The organism is Glycomyces albidus (genome assembly GCF_009451885.1).
GTDB lineage: Bacteria > Actinomycetota > Actinomycetes > Mycobacteriales > Micromonosporaceae > Glycomyces > Glycomyces albidus.
In genome coordinates this window covers 118969-143361 of the sequence record NZ_WIAO01000012.1, presented here as the reverse complement: position 1 = coordinate 143361, position 24393 = coordinate 118969, and the positions used below count along the sequence as shown (strand labels likewise).

Genomic DNA, 24393 nt, shown 5'->3' with positions numbered 1-24393 from the left:
AGGTCGCCTGGCGGGCGCCGGCGGCGCGGCCGGCGGCGTGATCCCCGGCGGCGCGCCGGGTGGCCGCGGGCCCGGCGACGACCAGGACCACGAGAAGAAGTACTGGATCGTCGAGGACGAGGACACGTGGGGCGGCGGCCCGGAGGACGAGGACGACGACCCGTTCGCTTAGGGCGCCATCGAGACCGGGCCGGGGCCCGGATCCGCCACCGTGCAGGCGGATCCGGGCCCCGGCCTTTGCCGTGCTCGGGCTTTCGTTCGGGCGACCCGATTTTGCCGATCGCTCCCATGAGGACCGGACTGCGGCATAGAGGAGCGATGTATTGACAAGCGTAATTTCGCGGGATTAGAATCTCCCATTAGGTATAGCGCTAAACCTATCTCACCCAGCCTCTTCATACCTCCGAAGTTCCAATGAGATCGACGCTCGTCGATCTACTGCATGGTGCGCGACAACTGCCGGCAGTGGATCGAAAGCGTCCGCGAAAAGGAGCCATCATGAGATTCATGCGCCTCGCCATCGCGGCGGCGACTGCGGTCGCCGCCGCGGCGGCAGCGCTCGGGCCGGCCGCCGCAGCGCAAGCGGCGGACGGCACCAACCTGGCGGCGGGCAGGTCGATGACCGCCAGCAGCCATGTGCAGGGGTACACGGCCGCCAATGCGGCCGACGGCGACCAGGGCACCTACTGGGAGAGCGCCAACGGCGCCTTCCCGCAGTGGATCCAGGTCGACCTGGGCGCCGCGGCCGACGTGGGCGAGGTGGTCCTCGAACTGCCTCCGCTCCCGGCCTGGCAGACCCGGACCCAGACGCTCGAAGTGCGCGGCAGCGCGGACGGGTCGTCCTTCACCACGCTCGCCGCCTCGCAGGGGTACACCTTCGATCCGAACCGCGGCAACACCGTCACCATCGCGGTGGGCGAGGCCGAAGCCCGTTTCGTGCGGCTGGTGTTCAGCGGCAACACCGGCTGGCCAGCGGCCCAGGTCGCGGAGTTCGAGGTCTACGGCGAGGCCGGCGCGCCGTCGCAGACCGGCGAACTCGCTGCCGGAAAACCGATCGCCGCGTCGTCCACCGTGCACACCTATGCGGCCGCGAACGCCAACGACGGCGACGTGACCACGTACTGGGAGGGCGCGAACGGGGCCTACCCGAGCACCCTCACCGTCTCGCTCGGCGCGAACGCCGAACTCGACCGGATCGTCGTCAGACTCAACCCCGACCCGGTCTGGAGCGCGCGGACGCAGACGTTCAGCGTGCTCGCACGCGACGCGGGCGGAGGCGCCTTCGCCGAGATCAAGGCGTCGGCGGCGTACGCCTTCGATCCGGCCTCCGGGAACTCGGTCACGGTCCCGGTCACGGGGACGTACGGCGAGATCCGCCTGCAGTTCACCGGGAACACGGGCGCGCCGAACGGTCAGGTGGCCGAGTTCCAGGTGTTCGGCGAGGCCGCCCCCGCGCCCGACCTGGAGGTCACCGGCCTCTCGTGGAGCCCGGCCTCACCGGTCGAGACCGACGAGGTGACCCTCTCGGCCCGCGTCGAGAACACCGGCGAGGCCGCCTCCCCCGCCAGTGCGGTGGCGCTCTCCGTCGACGGCGACGTGGTCGGCAGCGCGAGCGTCGGCGGCCTGGCCGCCGGGGCCGCGCAGACCGTGAGCGTCCCGATCGGGTCGCTCACCGCGGGCGACCACGAGGTCGGCGCGGCGGTCGACCCGGACGGGACGGTCGTCGAGAGCGACGAGTCGAACAACGAGTACACGCACGCGGATCCCCTCGCGGTCGGCGCGATCGCCACATCGGACCTCGTCGCCGCGGCGGTCACGTGGTCGCCGAGCAGTCCGTCCGCCGGCGACGCCGTCGACTTCGCGGTCGTGATCGCCAACCAGGGCAGCCTCGCGTCGGCGAGCGGCGCGCACGGCGTCACCCTGACCCTCGCCGACAGCGAGACCGGCGCCGTCGTGCGGACCCTCACCGGCTCCTACGACGGCGTCATCGCCGCCGGCGGGGACACCGGGCCGATCGACCTCGGGTCGTGGACCGCGGCCGACGGACAGTACACCGTGGACGTCGAGGTCGCCGTGGACGGCAACGAGCACGCGGTCAAGCAGGGCAACAACGCCACCACGCGGACCCTCTCGGTCGGGCGCGGCGCGGACATGCCGTACACGCTGGACGAAGCCGAGCACGCGTCGCCCGGCGGCGGCGCGCGGATCCTCGGCCCGAACCGGGAGATCGGCGACCTCGCGGGCGAGGCCAGCGGCCGGCAGGCCGTGGTCCTCGACGGGACCGGCGAGTACGTGCAGTTCACGACCACGACCGACACGAACACCCTGGTGACCCGGTTCGCGATTCCGGACGCGGCGGGCGGCGGCGGCATCACCTCGACGCTGAACCTGTACGTGAACGGGCAGTTCGTGCAGCCGGTCGAACTCACCTCGAAGTACGCGTGGCTCTACGGCCAGGAGGCGAGCCCGAACAACCAGCCGGGCTCCGGCCCGGCCCGCCACATCTACGACGAGGCGAACGTCCTGCTCGACGAGGTGGTCCCCGCGGGGAGCACGATCCGGCTGCAGAAGGACGCGGCGAACACCGCGGCCTACTACGCGATCGACTTCATCAGCCTCGAAGAGGTCGCGCCGATCGCGAACCCGGACCCGTCCCGGTACGTCGAGCCCGACGGGTTCACGCACCAGGACGTCCAGAACGCCCTCGACGAGGTGCGCATGGACGCGACCGGGACCCTCGACGGCGTGTACCTGCCCGCGGGCGACTACTCGACCGCGCAGAAGTTCCAGGTGTACGGCAAGGCGGTCGAGATCATCGGCGCCGGCCCCTGGTACACCCGGTTCTACGCGCCGCAGAACCAGGAGAACACCGACGTCGGCTTCCGCGCCGAGGCCACGGCCAACGGCTCCGTGTTCTCGGGGTTCGCGTACTTCGGGAACTACACCACGCGCATCGACGGGCCCGGGAAGGTCTTCGACTGGCAGAACGTGTCGAACATGACGATCGACAACACGTGGACCGAGCACCAGGTCTGCATGTTCTGGGGCTCCAACATGGACGGGATCCGGATCACCGACTCGCGGGCGCGGAACCTGTTCGCGGACGCGATCAACATGACCAACGGCAGCACCGGCAACCTGGTGCAGAACGTGGAGTCCCGCGCGTCCGGCGACGACAGCTTCGCGCTGTTCGCCGCCACCGACGCCGGCGGCGGGGCCCAGACCGGGAACGTGTACGAGAACCTGACCTCGATCCTGACGTGGCGGGCTGCCGGGCTCGCCGTCTACGGCGGGCACGGGAACACGTTCCGGGACATCCACATCGCCGACACGCTGGTGTACTCGGGCATCACGATCAGCTCTTTGGACTTCGGGATCCCGATGGACGGGTTCGGGGCCAGCCCGACCACGGACTTCCAGAACATCTCGGTCGTCAGGTCCGGCGGGCACTTCTGGGGAGCGCAGACGTTCCCGGGGATCTGGATCTTCTCGGCTGACAAGGTGTTCCAGGGGATCCGGGTCTCGAATGTGGACATTGTGGACCCGACGTACTCGGGGATCATGTTCCAGACCAAGTACACCGGCGGCCAGCCGGAGTTCCCGGTCGCGGACACGGTCTTCACCGACGTGACGATCACGGGCGCGCGGTTGAGCGGCGACGAGTTCGAGTCGAAGTCCGGCATCGGCATCTGGGTCAACGAGATGCCCGAGAACGGCCAGGGCCCGGCCGTCGGCGAAGCGGTCTTCAACGGCCTCGAGCTCAGCGGCAACCACGAGGACATCCGGAACAACACGAGCACGTTCGAACTGATCATCAACCAGTAGACCGGTTCCCAGGGGCGGCGGTCTCACGCGGTCGGGGACCGCGGGACCGCTGCTCCGGCCCGGTCGTCGTGCACTAGGCGGCGGCCGGCGCGGGATTCGCTGTATGAACGCGGGCGCGCACTCCTCGGGGTGTGCGCCCGCTGCTACGGCGCGGCCGATTCCGGCGCTTCGAGGAGCGCCTCGGCGGTCAGTGTGCGCGCGTACAGGACCAGTCTGCCGGTGCGGTGGCGGGAGACCAGGCCCGCGCGGTGCAGGAGGCCGAGCTGCTGCGAGACCGCGCCGGCGCTCAGGCCGGTGCGTTCGGCCAGGCTGGTGGTGCTCGCCGGTTCCGCCAGCGCCGCCAGCAGCGCGGCGCGGGTGGGTCCGAGGACGCCGTCGAGCGCGGCCGGGGCGGCGGGCGCCTCGCCGCTCCACAGTGTCGCGAGGCCGCGCGGCGGGTACCGGACGGTCGGCGTCCACGGCTGGGCGACGACCGAGAAGATCCGCTCGCCGCCGAACACGGTGGGCACCAGCAGCAGGCCGCGCCCGCCGAGCGCTTCGGCGATCTCCCATTGCCGGTTGTCGATGCGCAGGGTGCCCGAAGGGTCCCAGCGGATCTGCGGGTGCAGGTCCGCGAACAGGCGCTTCGCGCCGCCCTCGGCCAGAAGCCTGGAGCGGTACAGCAGGTCCCGTTCGCAGAGCGCCCGGATGCGCGGCCACCACGGCGCGAGTGCCGCCTCCCAGTAGTCGGCGATCGCGGTCTCCAGTCGGGGGAGCCCGGCGTCGAGGTCCGCGGCGAAGTCCTCGATCGCCGGGGTCCGGGGGATCATGCCGAGGCCCGCGCGCACCTCGTCGTGCCCGGTCGTCCGCATGGCGGCGAGCTCGAGGGCCAGGTCCGGAGTGGACGTCGACGGGGGCGGGGCGAGGAAGGCGGGGAGTCCCCTGGTCGGGACCGGGACGAGATCGAACAGGAGCCGCAGGTCCCTGCCGCGCAGGCGCGGCCCGGCGGCCTTCGCCCAGCGGCGGTGCAGGGTGTGCTCGGCGGGCGACTTGAGGACGCGGATGCTCGCGGTCACCTCCCACAGGGGCGAGAGCGCGAAACGGGTGGCCGCGAGGTCGGCGACCGACAGACCCAGCTCGATCACCGCTCGAATTTAGCCGGAGCCGAATCCGTTGCCGCGCCGGGCGGGGGCGGCGGAAGGTCGCCGGATGACCTCAGTGACATTCGAGCGCGCGCCCGGCTCCGACCGCTTGGGCGAGAACCGCGACCTCCGGAACCTGTTCATCGGCGGCGCCGCCGCCAAGCTCGGCGCCCACATCTCGTACGTGGCCCTGCCGCTGGCGGCCGTGGAGGAACTCGGCGCCTCCCCGGGCGAGGTGGGATTGCTGGCTTCGCTGGCGACGGCCGCGGCCCTGGTGTTCGGGCTCCCGGCCGGGGCCTGGATCGACCGGGTCCGCAAGCGGCGGATCATGGTCGCGGCCGATCTCGTCCGAGCGGTCCTGATGGCGAGCGTGCCATCGGCGTGGGCGCTCGGGGCGCTGACCATGTGGCAGTTGTACCTGGTGGTGTTTCTCGCCGGGGTCGGCACGGTCGCCTTCGACGTCTCCCAGCAGTCGCTGCTGCCGTCGATCGTCGACCGCGAGCGCCTCACCGGGGCCAACGCCCGGCTCGTCGCGCTCGACTCGGGGCTGGGCGTCGGCGGGCGAAGCGCGGCGGGGTTCCTGGTGGCGCTGCTGGGGGCGCCGCTGGCCGTGGCGGTGGACGCGTTCGGCTACGTCTGCTCGGCGCTGTTCGTGCGCCGCATCCGCTCCCGTGAAGCACCGTCCGGGCCGCGCGCCTCGATAGCCGCCGAGGTCCGCGCCGGGATCGGGTTCGTGTGGCGGCACCGGGCGCTGCGGGCGATGGCGGCCTCAGGTGCGGTCAACAACTGCTCGATCGCGATGTTCCTGGCGATGCTCCCGGTGGTGTGGGTCGGCGCGGATCTGCCGGCCGCGGGTCTGGGCGTCCTATTGGGCGCGGGCGGGGCCGGGTCCTTCGCGGGGGCCGCGGTGGCACGGCACCTGCGCGACCGGCTCGGCACCGGTCGGGCATTGTGGGCGGTCGGCGCGGCGGCCGCGCCACTGGCGCTGAGCCTGCCGCTGGTCGGCCCGGGGCCGGGGATCTGGGTGGTCGGTCTGGCGTGGGCGCTGGTCTGCGCGGCGGTCGGCACCGCCAACGTCGTGGGGGTGAGTCTGCGCCAGCAGGCCACTCCCGACGAGCTGCTCGGGCGCATGAACGCGGTCTTCCGGTTCGTGCTCATGGGCGCCGTCGCGGCCGGGGCCGCCGTCTCGGGCCTGGTCGGCGAGGTGGCGTCGCCGCGCACGGCGATGTGGGCGGCGGCAGCGGGGATGGCCTCCCAGTGGGTGATCCTCTTCGCCGCCCGCCGAAGTCTCCGCTGAAGATCGCCTGCGGCCGCCGCTCGTCGCCGGGGCGGTCGAGTCGCGGCCGGGTCCGCTGTGCGGTAATCGTGCGGGATCCGTGCGGGCCGCTTCTAGCGTCGGCACGGGTCAAGGGGATCGCAGGTCGGGCCCTTCCGAGGCGCCTTGAACCGCTGCGCGGCAGGGGATCCGATCGCGATCGTCTACCGCCCGCGCCCGGGATGGGCCCGACCTGCGATCGAGGCGGCAAGATGCGATGTTTCCGCGGCGCAAGCCGCGCGGCGGAGGCGCTCGGGGTCCTGTCCTCGGCCGTGGGCAGCGGGTCAAGCCCACCGGCGACGGCGAAGCGGCGGCTCACGCTCGCGGGGGAGCCGGTTCCCCCGCGGGAGGGAGACCGCCGGGCGCCGCCGGGAGGAGGCTTCGACCATGGTCATCACCGCAACACCGCCCCGGCGAACGGACAGGCGCATCGTCGCGGTGGGCTCGATCATGGCGCTGTGGTGCGTCGGCTTCGCCGTCGTCAACGTCTGGTTCGAGGCCACCGGGCACTTCTCGGACGGGAAGTACGCCGACTACGCCCAGGGCCTGCTCGTCATGAACGTGCTCGTGGTCGTCCTGAAGCTGCTCGGCGCGGCCGTGGAGCTCCTCGCGGTCGCCGACCGGCCGCGGCTGATCCGGCCCGCCTGGACCTCGACACTGGCGTTCGGCGCGTTCGCCATGCTCGGCGTCTACGCCGCGGCGGGGGTGGTGGAGGGAACCGTGCTCGTCGTGACCGGGTCCGACGAGGTCACCGCCGCGAGCGTCGCGTACGTGCTGTTCTTCGTGCTGGGGGCGACCGGGTTCGGGCTGGTGGCGGTCTCCCATTGGCGCCGGTACCGGCCCGGGCGCGCGCCCGTGGTCGTCGGAGCCGTCGGCGCCCCGGTGATGCTCGTCCTGATCCTGAGCGCGGCCCCGTGGGTGCTCGGCGCGCTCGGCGTCATGCCGTCCTCTTGACGCGGTGTCGTGCATGCGGCCGCACGCGACCGGTACGAGCGCCCCCGGAGGCCGCAACGCGCGGTCTCCGGGGGCGGTGCCGTCAGCGGCTACACCCGCGCGCGCTCCACGACGGCGGTGCCGAAGGGAGCGAGGTCGAGGACCTCGCCGCCGGCCTCGACGCGGACCGGAGCCGGGTTGAAGTTGAGCACGAACACATAGTCCGTCGCGCCGTCGGTGCGGACCTGGGCGGTGACCCCGACCGGGAGGTCCGTGTCGAGCGCGCGCTCGACACCGGATTCGGCGACGACCCCGCCGTAGAAGTCGGCGAGGAAGTCCGCTCCGGTGCGGGCGGCGATGAAGTACGCCCTGCCCTCGCCGCGGCGGTTCACCGTCAGGGCCGGGCGGCCGGCGTAGAAGTCCGCGCCGTACGCGCCGAGGGCCTCGGCGGACTCGGCGTGGATCAGCTCGCACAGCTCGAGGGCCTCGTACGACCGGCCGTCCCATTCGATCGCGTTGCGGTCCTCGGGGTAGAGCGCGTCGATCTCCTCGGCCCAGATCCCGAGCGTCTCGCGGAGCGGCCCGGGGAAGCCGCCGAGGAAGGTGCGGTCGTGCTCGTCCACATAGCCGGTGGCGTAGGTGGCGACGAAGGTGCCGCCGCGCTGGACGAACGCGTCGATCGCCTCGGCGACGCCGGGCCGGAGCATGTAGAGCATCGGCGCGGCCAGGACCTTGTAGCGGTCGAGGTAGCCGGGCTCGGCGATGAGCGAGGAGTCGATGACGTCGGTGGGGACGCCCTGCTCCCAGAACGCGCGGTAGTGCTCGACGACCGTCCGCTCGTAGGCGGTCCGCTCCTGGAGCATCCCCTTCTGGTCGTCCAGGGCCCAGCGGAGGTGCCAGTCGTAGACGACGGCGGCCTCGGCGGGGGTGTCGGTGCCGACGACGCCGTCGAGGGCCGCGAGGCGCTCGCCGACCTCGGCCACGTCCTTGAAGACGCGGGTGCGCTCGGTGCCCTCGTGGTCGACGACGGCGCCGTGGAACTTCTCGGATCCGCCGCGGCCCTTGCGGAACTGGAAGTACTGCACGCTGTCCGACCCGTGCGCGACGGCCTGGAGCGACTGGAGCAGGTGGACGCCGGGGCGGTGGAGCTTGGCGACCGGGCGCCAGTTCGTGGCCGACGGCGAGGACTCCATGAGCATGAACGGCCGGCCCTTGAGGCTGCGCGTCAGGTCGTGGAGGAAGGAGGCGCGGGCGCCGCGGGCGGCGTCCTTCTCCGTGCCGGTCCACTCGGGGTAGGAGTCCCAGGAGACGACGTCGAGGACCTGCGCGAGGCGGAAGTAGTCGATGCCCGGGTAGGTGCCCATGAGGTTGGTCGTGCACGGGACGTCCGGCGTGATCGCCTTGAGCGGGGCGGTCTCGTGGAGGTAGAAGTCGACGAACTGCTCGGTGGTGAAGCGCATCCACTCCAGGTGGAGGCCGTGGATGTCCTGCTCGCCGCGCCCGTGGTCGGAGGGGGACTCGATGTGGGACCAGTCGGTGTAGGTCTTGGCCCAGAACGCGGTCCACCAGGCTTCGTTCAGCTCGTCGAGCGAGCCGAAGCGGCCCTGGAGGTAGGTGCGGAAGCGCTCCTGGCACAGGTCGCAGTGGCATTCGCCGCCGTACTCGTTCGACAGGTGCCACACGCCGAGGGCGGGGTGGTCCTTGTAGCGCTCGGCGAGCGCGGTGTTGATCGCGGTGGTCTTCTCGCGGTAGACCGGCGAGGTGAGGCAGTGGTTGTGGCGGCCGCCGTGGCGGTTCCTGGTGCGGTCCTTGTTGACGCGCAGGACCTCGGGGTACGCGCGGCTCATCCAGCCGGGGCGGGCGCCGGTCGGGGTGGCGAGGACGGCGGTGACGCCGTTCTCGGCCATGAGGTCCAGGATCTCGTCGAGCCAGCCGAACTCGTAGCGGCCTTCCTCGGGTTCGAGTGCGGCCCAGGCGAAGATGCCGACGGATAGGGTGTTGATCCCGGCGAGGCGGGCGAGGCGCATGTCCTCCTTCCAGGTGGTCTCCTTCGAGGCGAGCCACTGGTCGGGGTTGTAGTCGCCGCCGTGCAGCAGGTGGGGGACGCGTCCGACGATGGGGGCGTGGCGGACGATCGGTCGATTCACGGGTGGGTGCTCCTTGAGCCTGGTCTGCTTTACCGGTACAACGTTGCCTGTGCAGGCTAGGTCGCGGCGGGCCGGACTGTCAACGCATTCTCAGGGTCCGGACCGGCGCCCTGGTGCGGGGCGCCGGTCCGGAGATCTCGCGGCCTGTCCTGCGGTTCGGAGCCGCCGTCGCCCGCACCGGTCCGGGAGGCGGCCTAGCCGATGCCGGGGAGCGGCGCGCCTTCGAATTCGCCGGGGCGGGCGCCGCGGCGGTTCGGGGGCTCGACCTCGGCGGCGTCGAGGAAGGCGCGGGCGATGACGCGGCCTTCGTCGTCGGCGAGCCAGATGAGGAGACGGGCCGGACCGGCGGCGGCCGGGACGGTCAGCGCGACGGCGGGCGAGAGCCGGAACGGTTCGGCCTTGACCGGTTCGGAGGCGGTCTCGGCCGTCGGGACGGCGGTGCCGACCGGCGTCCCGGCGGGGACCCAGGCGGCCTGGACGGTGCCGGAGGCGGCCTCGGGGCCGTGGTGCGAGACGTGGACGTCGACGGTGAACGGCGCCTCGGGGACGGTGATGTCCGCGCCGGCCGCGAGCGGGACCAGGTCGAGGACGAGGACCGTGTCGGCGTTGGCGTCGGCGGGGACGGCCCCGCCCCAGTCCTTGGGCCGGCGGTCGGCGTCGAGGAGTCCGGCGGCCTCGTGCTCGACGTCGGCGAACTCGGTGTACACGTACCCGGCGAAGCGGTCGTGGCGGCGCAGCTCCTGGGTCTCCCAGCGCAGGTGCCAGGCGCGCTCCAGGCTGGTGAAGCCCTCGCCGTACTCGCTGTTGACGATCGGGACGCCGGTGCGGGGGAAGTCGGCCGTGCCGTAGAGGGACTTGTCGACGGTGAAGTCCGGGCCCAGGCGGACCGGGAAGTCCTCCTGCTCCCCCGCGGCGAGGCGGGCGACGGCGTCCTTCCACTCGCCGAGGTCCGGTTCGTAGTAGTGCCAGTCGAGGAGGTCGGTGCGCACGTGGGACCAGCCGGAGTTCTCGACGATGGGGCGGGTCGCGTCGAGTTCGCGCAGCCGCTCGTAGGCGTGCGCGGCGGCCTCGGCGCGGGCGGGGCTGCCGGGGATGTCCCAGTCCAGGCCCCACTCCTCGTTGTAGAGGCCCCAGATGACGATGCTCGGGTGGTTGCCGTCGCGTTCGACCATCGCGGGGAGCTGGGCTTCGAAGGCGGCGGCGGCTTCGGGCGAGAAGCGGCTCGGGCAGGCGGGTTCGGCCCATACGAGCATGCCGGTGCGGTCGGCCTCGTGGAGCCACAGGGGCTCTTCGAACTTGAGGTGCTTGCGGACGAGGTTGTAGCCGAGGCCGCGGGCGAGTTCGAGGTCGCGCAGGAGTGCGGCGGCGTCGGGGGCGGTGAGGCCGGTGTCGGGCCAGTAGCCCTGGTCGAGGACGCCGCGCAGGTAGATCCGCTCGCCGTTGAGGTAGAGCGCTTCGCCGCGGGTCTCGAAGCGGCGCAGGCCGGTCGTGGCGGTGACGAGGTCGGCGCCGTCGCCTTCCCCGGTGCGGACCTCGACGCGGTACAGGTGCGGGTGCGCGGGGCTCCAGAGGCGCGGCTCGGCGATGTCGATGCGGCCTTTGGCGACGCCGTCGGCGTCGGCGGTCAGCGTGACCGATTCGCCGGTGTCGGCGGTGGCGGTGACGCGGGCGCCGGCGGGGGCGTCGCCGGCGAGGACGGCGGTGACGTCGATGCCGGTGAGGCTGTCGCCGCGCAGGGCCACGGAGGCGGCGTAGGTGCGGCCGCGGGCTTCGAGCCAGACGGTCTGCCAGATCCCGGAGGTGGGCGTGAAGGACACGCCGTCGTAGTCGTCGCGCGGGATCGAGCGCTGCTTGCCGTGCGCGATGGCGCGCTTGTCGGCCGGGGCGTGGACCTCGACTTCGAGGACGGCCGGGACGCCGGGGGCGAGCGCGTCGGTCACGTCGAACTCGAAGGACTCGTAGCCGCCGGTGTGCTCGCCGATCACGGTGCCGTCGATGCGGACGACGGCGCGGTGGTGGACGGCGCCGAAGCTGAGGACGGTGCGCGAGCCGGCCCACTCGGCGGGGGCGGTGACGGTGCGGCGGTAGGTGGCGTGCTCGAGCCAGGTCCGCCGCACCCCCGACGCGCGGCTCTCCCAGGCGAACGGGACCGTGATCGGGCCTTCGTGGCCGTCGGCGGTGAAGTCCCAGGCGCCGTTGAGGTTCAGCCAGCGCGCCGAGCGGTCCCGGTCGGGGCGCGGGTATTCCGCTCGCGGAGTTCCGGAAGGCGCGGCCTCCGGGCTCGGGGTGCCGGGGGCGGCGGGTGGGAGGGTCATGCGTCAGCCTTTCACGCTGCCGGCGAGGATGCCGTTGATGAAGTGCCGCTGGAGCAGGATGAACAGCACCAGCAGCGGGATGAGTGCGACGGAGCTCGCCGCGAGCAGTTCGCCTGTGACGGTGGCGTAGTCGGCGCCGATCCGGTTGCCGGTGATGTTCTGCGCGAGGGTGGAGAGGACGACTTGGAGGGTCGCCATGCGCTCGGTGCTCGCGGCCACCACGGGCCAGACGAAGTCGTTGTAGATGTTCATGACGGTGAGGACGCCGAGGCCGGCGAGGCCGGGGCGGATGACGGGGACGACGACGCGCCAGAAGATGGCGAACTCGCCGCAGCCGTCGACGCGGGCGGCGTCGAGGAGCTCGTCGGGGACGGCGCTGATGACCTGCCGCATCCAGAAGATCGCGAACGCGTCGACCGCGCCGGGGAGGATGAGCGCCTGGTAGGTGTTGACCCAGCCGAGCTCCTTCATCTCCAGCAGCAGCGGGATGATGAGGACGATCGTGGGCAGCATCAGGGTGATGAGGACGGCGCCGAAGACGAGGTTCTTGCCGATCCACTGGTACTTCGCGAAGGCGAAGGCGGCGAGCGGGGCGAGGAACATGGTGGCGGCGCCTTTGAAGAGGAGCACGACCGCGGTGTTGAGGAATCCCTGCCCGATCGGGACGTCCTGGAACATCGCCGTGTAGTTGTCGAAGGTGAACTGCGTCGGGTCGAACGTCAGCGGGGACCGGATGATCTCGTCGGCGGGTTTGAACGCCGAGAGCAGGGCCCAGGCGACGGGGAACAGGAACGCGGCGAGCAGGAGCATCAGGAACAGGTGCGAGCCGATGCGGGGCCGGGTGCGTGCTTCGGTGTCGGCCATCGTCAGTCCTTCGCTCGCAGCAGGCGGACGAACAGGAGCGACAGCGCCATGACGAGGACGACCAGGAGGAACGAGTTCGCCGCGCCGGTGCCCAGGTCCGCCCGGGTGATGTGGTTGTACAGGTAGTAGCCCGCGGTGGTGGTCGAGTTGTACGGGCCGCCCTGGGTGACGACGAACGGCTCGGCGAACATCTGGAACACCGCGAGGGTCTGGAGGACCACGGCGAATCCGAGGGTGCGGCGCAGGAGCGGGACGGTGATGCTCCAGAGCTGCCGGGTCTTGGAGGCGCCGTCGAGGTCGGCGGCCTCGTAGATCGAGGCGTTGATCGACTGGAGGCCCGAGAGCAGGATGATCACGATGAACCCGGTGGTCTTCCACAGGAACAGCAGCGCGAGCGTGGGTTTGGCCCAGGCGCTGGTGGTGAGCCAGCCGGTGTCGGGGAGTCCGAAGAGGCCGAGGAAGGCGTTCACGGCGCCGTACCGCTGGTCGAACAGGACCACCCAGATCTGGGCGACGGCCACGAGCGGGGTCACGAACGGGACGATGAACGCGACCCGGTAGAGGCCGCGGAGCCGCAGCTTGGCGTTGTTGAGCAGGACCGCGACGAGGACGCCGAGGACCATCTGGACCGGGACGATGAGGAGCCACAGGACCGCGGAGTTCCCCAGGGAGGACCAGAACGCGGGGTTGGTGAGCAGGTAGGTGTAGTTGTCCCAGCCGACCCAGGTGGCGGCGCCGGTGCCGCGCCAGTCGGTGAAGCTCAGGCGCGCGGTGAAGAACAGCGGGTAGACGCTGAAGGCGACGAAGACCGCGACGAAGGGCAGCACGAACACGTACGGCGCGAGGCGCCGGCGCATGCGCGGGCCGCGCCCGGCGCGAGGGGCGCGCCGGGTCGCGGGGGCGGTGGCGACTGCTGCGGTCACTGGCGGTCGACCAGGTTCGTCTGGATGTCGTCGGTGGACTTGGCGAGGACCTCTTGGGGGCTGAGGTCGCCGTCGAGCATCCGCTGGAGGTCGTTGCCGAGGTAGTCGACCGCGCCGGCCCACCAGGAGGGGGTCGGGGTGCCGCCGGGGATCTGGGCGCCGGCCTCGGTGGCGACGGTCCACAGGTCCTGGCCGCCGAGGGCGGTGATGCCGCTGTACAGGGGCGCGGCGGGGTCGGCCGCGGGCGTGTAGCTGGGGATCGAGGTGGCGAGGCCCTCGGGGTAGACGTCGCCGGGGCCCCAGACGGCGGTGTAGCCGGCCTCGTTGAACATGAGGAACTCGTAGAAGAGCCAGGCGAGGTCGGCGTTGGCGCCGTCCTTGGGGAGGACGAACGAGGAGCCGCCCATGGCGCCCGAGCGGGCGCCGCCGGCGTCCCACGCCGGGAGCTGGGTGGCGCGCCAGTCGCCGCTCGTGGCGGTGAGGACCTGCTGCGGGGCGAAGCTGAACCAGATGGCCCACGGGTAGAAGACCTGGTTGCCGTTGTCGAGTTCGGCGATGTCGGTGGGGGTGAGGTACTCGGCGCGGGTGCCGAGGCCCTCCTTGCGCACGGTGTCGAGGAAGGTGAGGATGCGCTCGAACTCGGGGGTGTCGAGGCGGAGTTCGCCGTCGGCGTCGGCGATCGAGGTGCCGAGCTGGCTCGCGTACATCTCGAGCTGGAGCTGGCCGAGGAACGGGGACTGCTCGAGGTGGATCGGCGCCGAGCCGGGCACGGCGGCCTGGTAGTCGCGGGCGGCCTGGAGGAGGTCGTCGTAGGTCGCGATGGCCGCGACGTCGACGCCGGCGGCTTCGAGGGCGGTCGCGTTGTAGAACAGCAGGCCCGGGTCGAGGTCGAAGGGGACGCCGTAGACGCCGCCGTTCACGGTGTTGACGTCGAGTTTCTGCGGGGCGATGTCGGCGGCGTAAGGGGCGAGCACGTCGCTGAGGTCCCACAGGTACTCGGTGAAGCCGCCGACCTTGGCGTCGTCGAGGAACACGCCGTCGGGGACGTCGGCGCCGGTGATGAGCGTGTTCTGGAGCTTCGCGTCGATGTCGACGGCGACATGGTTCACCTTGATGTCGGGGTAGGCGGCGTTGAAGTCGGCGATGACGCCTTCGAAGACCTCGAAGAGATCGCCGGACCGGTCCCAGATGGTGATCTCGCCTTCGCGGCGGTCGGGGGCCTTGAGGAGGCTCGAGGAGCCGGCGTCCTCGTCGGAGGCGATGTCGGGTCCGCAGGCGGCCAGCGCAGGTGCCGTGGCCGCGAGTCCGGCGGAGGCGAGCAGGGCGCGTCGCCGGAGGTGATGGCGTTGCATGGAACACTCCCTTGTGTGATTTTCCAACGTGTGCAAAACCTAGCACCCCTTTGCCGACGTTGCAAACGGTAGGATGGGCCGTATGCCGGCAACACTTCGCGACGTCGCCGAACTGGCGCAGGTCTCCGTCCGCACCGTCTCCAACGTCGTGAGCGGGTACGCCCACGTCAGCGAGCGCATGCGCCAGCGCGTGCTGAACGCGATCGAGGAGCTCGACTACCGCCCCAACCCCGTGGCCCGCACCCTCCGCACCGGCCGCACGGGGATGCTCGCGCTCGTGGTGCCCGAGATCGACGTACCGTACTTCAGCGAGCTCGCCCGGGACGTGATCGACGCGGCCGCCGAGTTCGGCTACCGCGTCATGATCGACCAGACCGGGCACGACCACGAACGCGAGCGGCGCCTGCTCATGGGCGACGACCGCACGATGCTGTTCGACGGGATCCTGTTCAGCCCGCTGGTGACCAAGTCGGAGCTGCTCGACATGCACCGCTCCGAGCACATGCCGCTGGTGCTGCTGGGCGAGCACGAGTTCGACGGCCGGTTCGACCATGTGGCGATCGACAACGTCCAGGCCGCGCGGGACGCGGTCGCGCACCTGGTGGCGACCGGGCGGACCCGCATCGCCGCGATCGGCGCGCAACCGCTGGAGGAGTACTCCACGCCGCTGCTGCGCACCGCGGGATACGAAGCGGCCCTTGAGGAAGCGGGGCTGGAGGCGCGGGCGGAGTACGCGACGCCGGCGCCGCACTACAGCCGCACCGACGGCTACGAGGCCGCGAAGGCGCTCATGGCGCTCTCGCCGCGACCGGACGCGATCTTCTGCTTCTCGGACCTGCTCGCCGTGGGCGCGATGCGCGCGGTCTTCGACGCCGGGCTCAGCGTCCCCGAGGACGTGGCGGTCGTCGGGATCGACGACATCGAAGAGGGCCGGTTCGCGCGGCCGTCGCTGAGCACGGTCTCCCTCGACACGCCGTTCATCGCACGGGAGGCGGTCCGCCGGATCGCCGCCCGGATCGACGATCCGGGGAAGGCGGCCGAAGAGGTCGTGGCCCCGCACCGGCTCGTGGTCCGCGAGAGCACCGCGGTTCGATAGCGCGGTTCGATAGCACGGTCCGGTAGCCGCGGTTCGGTAGCCGCGGTTCGGCAAGAACCGAGTTCGCCCCTGGCCGCCAGGGCCGGGGGCGATTTGCCCCGGAAACCGCCTCTTGCAACGTAGGCAAATTGCTGGCATGGTGTTTGCAACGTCTGCAAAGCCGCAGGCGCATCTTCTCCACAGGAGGCAACCCCCATGACGGTGACAAGACGGTTGGCCGCCGCCGCGCGGCGCTGGGCCGTGCTGCTGGCGGCCGCGGTCCTCGCGGCCGCCGGCGCGCAGGCGCTCGTCGCGACCCCGGCCCAGGCCGCGTACCCGGGCACGGTGCTCTACTCCCCCAACCTCGCCACGTTCCCCAGCGGCACCGCGGGCTACCCGCGAGCCATCGGCCTGAAGCACGACGGCACCGCCGCCGAGACGATGCTCGCCACGTTCGCCAAGGGCGGGCACAACGCCCCGACGAACCTCCCGGTCTACCGCTCCACCAACGGCGGCCAGAGCTGGACCCAGATCAGCACCATCAACTCGAACACGCCCGGCTGGGACCTGGAGGCGCCCACGCTCTTCGAGGTCCCGCGCAACATCACCGGACTGAACGCGGGCGACCTGCTCGCCGCCGGCACCGCCTGGGACGTCGGGAACTACACCGCGCAGAAGGTCGAGGTCTTCAAGAGCACCGACGGCGGCTTCACCTGGTCGTACCTGTCGAACTGCACCCAGACCTCCGGGCAGCCCAACTCGTGGGGCCACGGCATCTGGGAGCCGACGTTCCTCGTCGCCGACAACGGCACCCTCGCGTGCTTCATCTCCGACGAGCGGCCCTCCAACAGCGCCACCAACAACCAGAAGATCGCGCACTACACGTCGACCAACGGCGGCCAGAGCTGGAGCTCCGGCATCCAGGACGACGTGGTCTTCCCCGCCGACAACCTGCTGCGCCCGGGCATGCAGACCTTCGCCGAGCTCCCCGACGGGCGCTTCGTCATGAGCTACGAGCTGTGCCGCGACGCCACGAACGCCGACCACGCCTGCGAGGTCTACATCAAGTACAGCCACGACGGCCTGAACTGGGGTCCGGCGGGCGACCGCGGCACCCTCGTGCAGACCTCCGACGACCGGGAGCTGCTGCACACCCCGTACATCTCCTGGACGCCCGCGGGCGGTCCGAACGGGACGCTGCTCCTCTCCGGCCAGCGCGTCGTGGCGGGCCCGACCGGGAACAAGACCGTCCTCGCCGAGTCCGGGACGGTGCTTTTCGCGAACCGGAACCTCGGCGCGGGCGACTGGTTCGAGGCGACCGCCCCGGTCACGGTGAACCCGACCGGCGGCTACGCCGCGGGCGTGCCCTCGTGCCCGGGCTACTCGACGCCGGCGATCCCGCGCGAGAACGGCACGAGCTTCCTGTACCTCGCCGCGACCTGGATGGGGCAGAACAACCAGTGCGAGGTCCGGTTCGGAATCGGGACCGTTCCGGGCGCGACGGGCGCGGTCGTGAACCCGCAGACGGGCAAGTGCCTCGACGTGGACACGAACACGGCCGCGAACGGCAACCGCGCGCAGATCTACGCGTGCGGCATCGCCTCGGGCCAGGACTGGTCGCGGTACCCCGACGGCTCGCTCCGGTCGTTCGGCAAGTGCCTCGACGTCGACGCGCAGGGCACGGCCAACGGCACCAGGGTCCAGCTCTGGGAGTGCAACGGCTCCGGCGCCCAGGTGTGGACGCCGCAGCCGAACGGCTCCCTGCTGAACCCGCAGTCGGGCCGCTGCCTCGACATCTCGGCGGGCGGCACCGCCGACGGCACCGACCTGCAGATCTACGACTGCAACGGCCTGTGGACCCAGGTCTGGAACCTGCCCGCTTAACACCGCATCTGGAGGGCGGGCCGCGCGGCGCGGCCCGCCCTTCGGCGCGCCTCGCGCCGGCGGATCCGCATTCGGTCGGCGCGGGCGCGGCCTCGGTAGCGTTGGACGCAGGAGGTCGATATGGACTCGCTCGTCTACACCGTCGCCGCCGTCGGGCGGGTGCTCATCCGAGGGGCCGTCGAAGCCGCCAAGAAGATCGCGCAGGAGGTCGCCGCGGGCATCGAGCGGGACAAGCGCCCGTACTACGGCGCCGGCTACGCCGCCGCGTTCGCCGAAGACCGAAGGACGGCCGACAAGTCGGGATACGGCTTCAGAGAGGAGTGGAAGGAACGGCTCGTCTACTCCGAACCGGGCGGCTCCTACACCTTCGAATGCGGCTGGGGCGACTTCAGCAGGCCCTACCACGTGTACGTGCCCGCGGCCGAATCGTGGGACCGCTCGATGCCGGAGTTCATGCGCGGCAGGCGGGACGAGATCCTCGAGCGCCTCCGGCACTGGGCCGGCGGGGACTACATCGTCCACGAGGAGTGAACCCCGGCTGCTCGGCGACCCTGCACGGACACGGCGGCCCTCCCGGGGCGCTATCCTCTGGCGCGTGGACGTGTTCGAGGAGCAGCGGGGCCGGCTTCAGGCCGTGGCCTACCGCGTCCTCGGCACGGTCACCGACGCCGAGGACGTCGTCCAGGAGGCGTGGCTGCGGTGGAACGGGGTCGACCCCGGCACGGTCGAAGACCCGACGGCCTACCTCGTGACCGTGACGACGCGACTGGCGATCGACCGGCTCCGCAGCGCCCAGGCCAAGCGCGAGTCGTACGTGGGCCCCTGGCTGCCCGAGCCGGTCCCGACCGGCGGCGACGCCTCGGACCGGCTGGCGCTGGCCGACACCGTGTCCTCGGCGATGCTGCTGGTCCTCGAGGCGCTCTCGCCGCTGGAGCGCGCCGTGTTCGTGCTGCGGGAGGCGTTCGGCTACTCGCACGCCGAGATCGCGCGGATCGTCGACCGCAGCGAGGTGTCGGTGCGGCAGACCGCGATGCGCGCCCGGGAGCACGTCGAGTCGAAGCGGCGCCGGTACGACACCGACCCGGTCACGCGGCGCCGGGCGGCGGAGTCCTTCATGGACGCGTGTGCGGGCGGGGACCTCGCCGCGCTGCTGTCGGCGCTGGCGCCCGACGTCACGCTGGTCTGCGACGGCGGCGGGCTCGCCCCGGCCCCGCGCAAGGCGATCACCGGGTCCGAGATGGTGGCCCGGGCGCTCGTCACCTTCGCGGGCCGGATGCCCGAGGACCCGCGCGTCGAGTTCGCGGAGGTCAACGGCGGCCCGGCGGTCGTGGTCCGCTCCGGCGGCACCGCGGCGGCGGTCATCATGCTGCACCTGGTGGACGGACAGATCGAAGAGATCCACCTGGTCAGCAACCCTGAGAAGCTCGGGGCGCTCTGACAGGGCGCTGCAGCGGGGCGCGGCGGCCGGCACCGCACGGCAGGTAATGTGATGACGGTCACTTGACCTCACGCCCGCGGCGCGCGAGCCGTCCTTGGGGCATGAACGACATCCTCATCATCGGCGCGGGCTACACCGGCATGATGGCCGCCGTCGGCGTCGCCCGCCGCACCTCGGCCGCCCGCGTCACGATCCTCAACCCGACCGACCGCTTCAACGAGCGCCTCCGGCAGCACCAGGCCGCCGCCGGCCAGGAGCTCGGCGACTTCCGCATCCCCGACATCGTCGAGCCCGCCGGCGTCCGGTTCGTCCAGGGCCGCGCGGCCCGGATCGACGCGGGCGCGCGCCGCGTCGTCCTCGACGACGACCGCGAGCTCGCCTACGACACGCTCGTCTACGCCATCGGGTCGAGCACACCCGCGGTGGAGCACGCCTTCACCATCGACGACCCGAAACTCGCCGTCGCCCTGCGCGACAACCCGACCGGGACGCTCACCGTGGCGGGCGCCGGCCTCACCGGCATCGAGGCGGCGGCCGAGGCCGCCGAGTCCTACCCCGGGATGCGGGTGCGCCTCCTCAGCCGCGGCGAGCCCGGCGCCATGATGGGCTCCAAGGCCCGCGCCTACCTGCGGCGGGTGCTGGACCGGCTCGGCGTCGAGGTCAGGACCGGCGCGACCGTGGCCCGCGTGCGGCCCGGCGCGGTCGAACTCGACGGCGGCGAGGTGCTCGCCAGCGACGTAACACTGTGGACGACCGGAGTGCGGGTCGCCCCGCTCGCGGCCGAGGCCGGCATCGCCGCCGACGACACCGGCCGGATCATCGTCGACCCGACGCTCCGCTCGGTCTCGCACCCGGAGGTCTACGCCATCGGCGACGCTGCCGCGATCCGCCAGGCGTACGGGGTCCTCCACGGCACCTGCCAGAGCGGCATCCCGTCCGGGGCGCACACCGCCGAATCGATCGTCAGGCAGCTCAAGGGCAAGGCGCCCAAGCCGTTCCGGTTCGGATACTTCCACCAGCCGGTCTCGCTCGGTCGGCGCGACGCCGTCATCCAGTTCACGAACCCCGACGACACGCCGAGCCGCTGGTACCTCAAGGGCCGGGCGGCCGTCATGTACAAGGAGGCCGTCAGCAGCAGCCCGGTCACGTTCTACCGCTCGCGCACGGCGATCCCGGCCCGCATGACCGGACGCACCGGCGGGCGCCGGAACCGGCTCTCCTGAGCCCACGCTGGGGCCCTCAGCGCGACCCGGTCTGCGTGAAGTGCATGTGCGCGTACCGGCCACCGGCTTCGAGGAGTTCGCGGTGCGAGCCCTGCTCGGCGATCCGGCCGCGGTCGAGGACGACGATGCGGTCGGCCTGGCGGACCGTCGAGAGCCGGTGGGCCACCACGAGGGTGGTGCGGCCGCGCATGAGACGGCCGAGCGCCTCCTTGACCAGCTCCTCGGCCTCGGGGTCGAGCGCCGAGGTGGCCTCGTCGAGCAGGAGGATCCGCGGGTCGCGCACCAGCGCGCGGGCGATCGCCAGGCGCTGGCGCTGGCCGCCGGAGAGGCGGGCGCCGCGCTCGCCGACGACCGTGTCGAGGCCGTCGGGCAGCCGGCGCACGAACTCCCAGGCGTTGGCGTCCTCGAGGGCCGCGACGATCCGCTCCTCCCCCGCGTCGTGCAGTCCGTACGCGACGTTCTCCCGGACGGTGCCCTCGAACAGCACCGACTCCTGCGGCACGACCGAGGTGAATCGGCGGACGGTGCGCAGGTCGAGCTCCTGCATGTCGATGCCGTCGAGGAGGATCCGGCCCGAGGTGGGCCGCACGAAGCCGAGCACCAGGTTGAGCAGCGTGGACTTGCCCGAGCCGGACGAGCCGACGAACGCGACCGTGGACCCCGCCTCGATCTCGAGCGAGACGTCCTGCACCGCTTCGGCGTCGGCACCGGCGTACCGGTGCGTGACGCGCTCGAGCTCGAGCCGGCCCTCGACGGTGCGCACGGGGCGCTTGCCCTCGTTCTGCTCGACGTCGGGTTCCTGGAGCACCTCGGCGATGGACCGGACGGACTCCATGCCGCGCGCGCCGATCGGGATGAGCATGAGCAGGTTGGTCAGGCCCTGGGTCAGCAGCGCGAAGTAGGTGGACAGGAGCACGACCTCGCCCGGCGAGATCGGCAGGAACCCGGTGATGGCGAAGACCGCGGCGAGCCCGAGGCAGCCGACCCCGAGGATCTGCATGGTGACCCAGGAGATCGAGGCGACGTGCCCGTTGAGCATGTCGAGGTGGAGCCCGGCGCGGCGCACCCCGTCGGCGCCGCTGGCGACCCGCGAGACCGCGGTCTGCTCGAGGCCGTGCGCGCGGGTGACGGGCATGAGCGAGGCCATCTCGCCGACGCGGGCGGCGAAGCCCTCCATCTCGCGGCGGAACCGCTCGTTGCGGGCCCGGGAGCGGCGCCGGAGGGCGGCGCGGAGGCCGATCGCGATCGGGACGGTGAGGGCGTAGACCGGCAGGAACTGCGGCACCGCGACGGCGGTCATGGTGATCGCGCCGACGAGGACCATCGTGGACGACAGCAGCGGGTGGGTCATCTGCTGGAGCATCTGCTCGACGTTCTCGACGTCGCGCACGACCTTGTTCTGGACGATCGAGGCGCTGGTGCGCGTGTAGTAGCCGATCGAGAGGCTCTGGAGCCGCGCGGCGAGGGCGTTGCGCAGGTCGGCGCCGGTGTCGCGGACGACCGTCATGAAGTTGCGGGTGTAGACGATGTGGTTGGGGTAGTTCTGGACCAGCAGCGCGACGGCGACGCCGAGCCAGCCGAGGACCGCCCCGACCGAGCCGCCCGAGGAGACCAGGTCGATGATCGCCGCGGTCACGACCGGCAGGAACCACAGCGGGACCTCCTTGACCGCGAAGGCCGCGACCGCCGCGAGCATCCGCCAGGGGCGGCGGGCCAGCAGCTTCAGGACCGAGCGCGCGGGGCGGGAGCCGTCGAGCAGGGCCACACGACGAGCAAGCGCTTTCTGGTGCATGCTCCGATCGTACGGACCGGTCCGACCCCGGGCAATCGCCTACCGCCGTCACGCGATGTCGATGACGACCTTGACCTCGGAGGCCCCGGCGTTGAACGCGTCCGCGAACTCCGCGAGGGGAACGCGCTTGGTGATCAGCCCTGTGAGCCAGTCGCGGTCGGATTCGGCGAGGACCTCGGCGGCCCGGCGGCAGTGCTCGAGGTTCGCGTTGACCGAGCCGACGACCACGTCGTTCTCCAGCACGATGTCCCGGTTCAGGCTGCCGGCGTCGACGCTCACGCGCCGGCCCGCGGGCGAGACGCCGGTCAGGCAGGTGACGCCGAACGCGCCGGTCGCGGCCATCGCGTCGAACACCAGCACCTCCGAGCCGGTGGCCTCGATGACGATGTCCGGCACGACCTGCTCGATCACGTTGGCGAAGCCCTCGTAGTGGTAGGTCGCCCCGAGACCGCGCACGAGCTTCGGCTTGTGGCCGTCGGGCGCGCGGTCGAGGACGTGGACGTCGAGCCCGCGGGAGGCGCCGATGAGCGCGCCGAGGAGCCCGATCGGCCCGGCACCGGTGACCAGCACCGACTTCGGGTCGAACCAGGAGCGCGAGCCGACCTTGTCGATCTGCTCCCACGCCTTGACGAGCACGCTCATCGGCTCCAGGAGCACCCCGACCTCGGCGAGCGAGGGGTCGAGCTTGACCGCGTAGTCGGCCTCGACCGTCCACACCTCGCTCGCGTAGCCGTGGATCTCCTTGATGCCCCGCTCGGTGTAGTTCCCGTTGCGGCAGTTGTCGAACAGGCCGCGCGCGCACGCGCCGCACGGCTCGGGGTCGGGGCGGCGGACGACGCCGACGACGAGGTCGCCCGGCGCGAACCCGCTGCCTTCGGGCGCCTCGCGGACCCGGCCGAGCGACTCGTGCCCGATGATGAGCCGGTCGGCTCCAGGCGGAGCCCAGCCGTACTCGCCGTCGGCGAGCTCCCGGTCGGTGCCGCACACGCCGAGCGCGACGGCGTCGACGAGCAGCTCCCCTGGACCGGGTGCCGGCTCGTCGACCTCCTCGAGCGACAGCGAGCCTTTGACACCGGGCTCGACGGTCAACGCGCGCATGGCGTCCCCCTCCCCTTTCAGCACCGAAACCCCACCAGTATGCGTGGTTCGGGCGGAGGTATCCGGCTTCTCGGGGAAGTAGCCGCTCACTGCGCGGTCATGCCGCCTGCGGCCGACCGGTTTCGAAGTAGTGGCCCTTCTCGAGGTCCTCGACGAGGCCGGGGTGCGTCGGCTCCCAGTCGAGGAGCTCGCGGGTGCGGGCGCTCGAGCCGGCGCGGTCGGCGCCGGCGAAGGCGGCGAGCCAGCCGAAGTGCGCGGCCGCGTCCTCCGGGGCGACCGATGCGGTCGGGACGCCGAGGTGGCGGCCGACGACCGCGGCGATGTCGCGCATCGGCACGCCCTCGTCGGCGACGGCGTGCAGCGTGGACCCGGCGGGGGCGCGCTCGATCGCGAGGCGGACGAGGACCGCGGCGTCGGCGCGGTGGACGGCCGCCCAGCGGGAGGTGCCGTCGCCGATGTATCCCGAGAGGCCCTTCTCGCGGGCGACGCCGACCAGGGCGGCGATGAAACCGTGGTCGCCCTCGCCGTGCACGGTGGGCGGGAAGCGCAGCACGATGGAGCGCACGCCGCGCGCGGCGAGGCCGAGCAGGTACTCCGCGGTGGCCATGCGGGCCATCGGGCCGGGGCGGTCCGGGGCGAAGTCGTGGCCGTCGTCCTCGGTGGCGACGGCGCCGGGGGACTCGGGGGTGCCGGAGGCGAGCGCGAACGCCTTGCCGGTGCCGGCGAGGGCGTCGCCGATCGCCTCGACCACGGCGCGGTCGGCGGCGACGGCGTCGCCGAAGCGGCCCGAGAAGGCGAGGTCGTGCTTGAAGGCGAGGTGGACGACGGCGTCGGCGGCGCCGGCCTCCTCGCGCAGGACGTCGAAGTCGTCGAGGGAGCCGCGGCGGACCTCGACGCCGGCCGCGGCGAGCGCAGCGGCGGAGGCGTCGGAGCGGGCGAGGCCGGCGACGCGGTGGCCGGCGCCGATGAGCTCGGGGACGACGGCGGAGCCGATCCAGCCGGAAGCGCCGGTGATGAAGACGCGCATGAGGGAACCTCCTGTTGCGGGGGTCGGACGTCGACCACCCTGATGTCAGTGCCTGCCATCA

Annotated in this window: 17 protein-coding genes; 8 read left to right on the top strand and 9 right to left on the bottom strand. The window is 72.0% G+C overall.

Going from position 1 to position 24393, the window contains the following annotated elements:
• Positions 1-507 precede the first annotated feature (507 nt).
• Positions 508-3825 carry a discoidin domain-containing protein gene (locus tag GFD30_RS12150; protein WP_456071415.1) on the top strand — a complete coding sequence of 1106 codons (3318 nt, stop codon included), beginning with the start codon at positions 508-510 and terminating at the stop codon, positions 3823-3825.
• A 143-nt stretch (positions 3826-3968) separates the two neighbouring features.
• Here GFD30_RS12150 and GFD30_RS12145 read toward each other — a convergent pair whose 3' ends face one another.
• Positions 3969-4949, bottom strand: coding sequence for an ArsR/SmtB family transcription factor (locus tag GFD30_RS12145; protein ID WP_322633183.1), 981 nt, complete (start codon positions 4947-4949; stop codon positions 3969-3971).
• A 64-nt stretch (positions 4950-5013) separates the two neighbouring features.
• On the opposite strand from GFD30_RS12145, the gene GFD30_RS12140 reads away from it, so the two are divergent.
• Together GFD30_RS12140 and GFD30_RS12135 are read left to right on the top strand one after the other, a co-directional pair.
• The gene (locus GFD30_RS12140) at positions 5014-6243 is read left to right on the top strand and encodes an MFS transporter (protein ID WP_153025459.1); all 1230 of its coding nucleotides are present in this window, start codon (positions 5014-5016) and stop codon (positions 6241-6243) included.
• A 405-nt stretch (positions 6244-6648) separates the two neighbouring features.
• Positions 6649-7215, top strand: a complete 567-nt coding sequence (locus GFD30_RS12135; protein WP_153025458.1) for a hypothetical protein — start codon at positions 6649-6651, stop codon at positions 7213-7215.
• A gap of 89 nt (positions 7216-7304) precedes the next feature.
• On the opposite strand, the gene GFD30_RS12130 is transcribed toward GFD30_RS12135, so the two are convergent.
• The 5 genes from GFD30_RS12130 to GFD30_RS12110 form a co-directional block, all read right to left on the bottom strand.
• Complete coding sequence (locus GFD30_RS12130; RefSeq protein WP_322633182.1) at positions 7305-9341, bottom strand: beta-galactosidase; 2037 nt, start codon at positions 9339-9341, stop codon at positions 7305-7307.
• A gap of 194 nt (positions 9342-9535) precedes the next feature.
• On the bottom strand, positions 9536-11656 hold the full coding sequence (locus GFD30_RS12125) for a glycoside hydrolase family 2 protein (RefSeq protein WP_153025457.1): 2121 nt from the start codon (positions 11654-11656) through the stop codon (positions 9536-9538).
• Between the two features lie 3 nt (positions 11657-11659).
• Complete coding sequence (locus GFD30_RS12120; protein ID WP_153025456.1) at positions 11660-12520, bottom strand: carbohydrate ABC transporter permease; 861 nt, start codon at positions 12518-12520, stop codon at positions 11660-11662.
• Between the two features lie 2 nt (positions 12521-12522).
• Positions 12523-13377, bottom strand: coding sequence for a carbohydrate ABC transporter permease (locus tag GFD30_RS12115; protein ID WP_153025481.1), 855 nt, complete (start codon positions 13375-13377; stop codon positions 12523-12525).
• Positions 13378-13439: 62 nt separating this feature from the next.
• Positions 13440-14795 (bottom strand): ABC transporter substrate-binding protein, encoded by a 1356-nt coding sequence (locus GFD30_RS12110; protein ID WP_153025455.1) that lies wholly within the window; start codon positions 14793-14795, stop codon positions 13440-13442.
• A gap of 82 nt (positions 14796-14877) precedes the next feature.
• Here GFD30_RS12110 and GFD30_RS12105 point away from each other — a divergent pair, with 82 nt between their 5' ends.
• The 5 genes from GFD30_RS12105 (at position 14878) to GFD30_RS12085 (ending at position 20415) form a co-directional block, all read left to right on the top strand.
• Positions 14878-15891 carry a LacI family DNA-binding transcriptional regulator gene (locus GFD30_RS12105; protein ID WP_153025454.1) on the top strand — a complete coding sequence of 338 codons (1014 nt, stop codon included), beginning with the start codon at positions 14878-14880 and terminating at the stop codon, positions 15889-15891.
• Positions 15892-16086: 195 nt separating this feature from the next.
• Complete coding sequence (locus GFD30_RS12100; RefSeq protein ID WP_153025453.1) at positions 16087-17754, top strand: sialidase family protein; 1668 nt, start codon at positions 16087-16089, stop codon at positions 17752-17754.
• A gap of 120 nt (positions 17755-17874) precedes the next feature.
• Complete coding sequence (locus GFD30_RS12095) at positions 17875-18285, top strand: hypothetical protein (protein ID WP_153025452.1); 411 nt, start codon at positions 17875-17877, stop codon at positions 18283-18285.
• 64 nt (positions 18286-18349) lie between these two features.
• Positions 18350-19192, top strand: a complete 843-nt coding sequence (locus GFD30_RS12090; protein ID WP_322633180.1) for an RNA polymerase sigma-70 factor — start codon at positions 18350-18352, stop codon at positions 19190-19192.
• A 101-nt stretch (positions 19193-19293) separates the two neighbouring features.
• Positions 19294-20415 carry an NAD(P)/FAD-dependent oxidoreductase gene (locus GFD30_RS12085; RefSeq protein WP_153025450.1) on the top strand — a complete coding sequence of 374 codons (1122 nt, stop codon included), beginning with the start codon at positions 19294-19296 and terminating at the stop codon, positions 20413-20415.
• Positions 20416-20431: 16 nt separating this feature from the next.
• Here GFD30_RS12085 and GFD30_RS12080 read toward each other — a convergent pair whose 3' ends face one another.
• The 3 genes from GFD30_RS12080 to GFD30_RS12070 all read right to left on the bottom strand — a co-directional run bounded on the left by GFD30_RS12080 (position 20432) and on the right by GFD30_RS12070 (position 24332).
• On the bottom strand, positions 20432-22207 hold the full coding sequence (locus GFD30_RS12080; protein ID WP_153025449.1) for an ABC transporter ATP-binding protein: 1776 nt from the start codon (positions 22205-22207) through the stop codon (positions 20432-20434).
• A 48-nt stretch (positions 22208-22255) separates the two neighbouring features.
• Entirely contained in the window at positions 22256-23305 is a 1050-nt protein-coding gene (locus tag GFD30_RS12075; protein ID WP_153025448.1) for a glucose 1-dehydrogenase, read from the bottom strand.
• Between the two features lie 97 nt (positions 23306-23402).
• Positions 23403-24332: an SDR family oxidoreductase gene (locus tag GFD30_RS12070; protein ID WP_153025447.1), complete on the bottom strand. Its 930-nt coding sequence runs from the start codon at positions 24330-24332 to the stop codon at positions 23403-23405.
• Positions 24333-24393 lie beyond the last annotated feature (61 nt).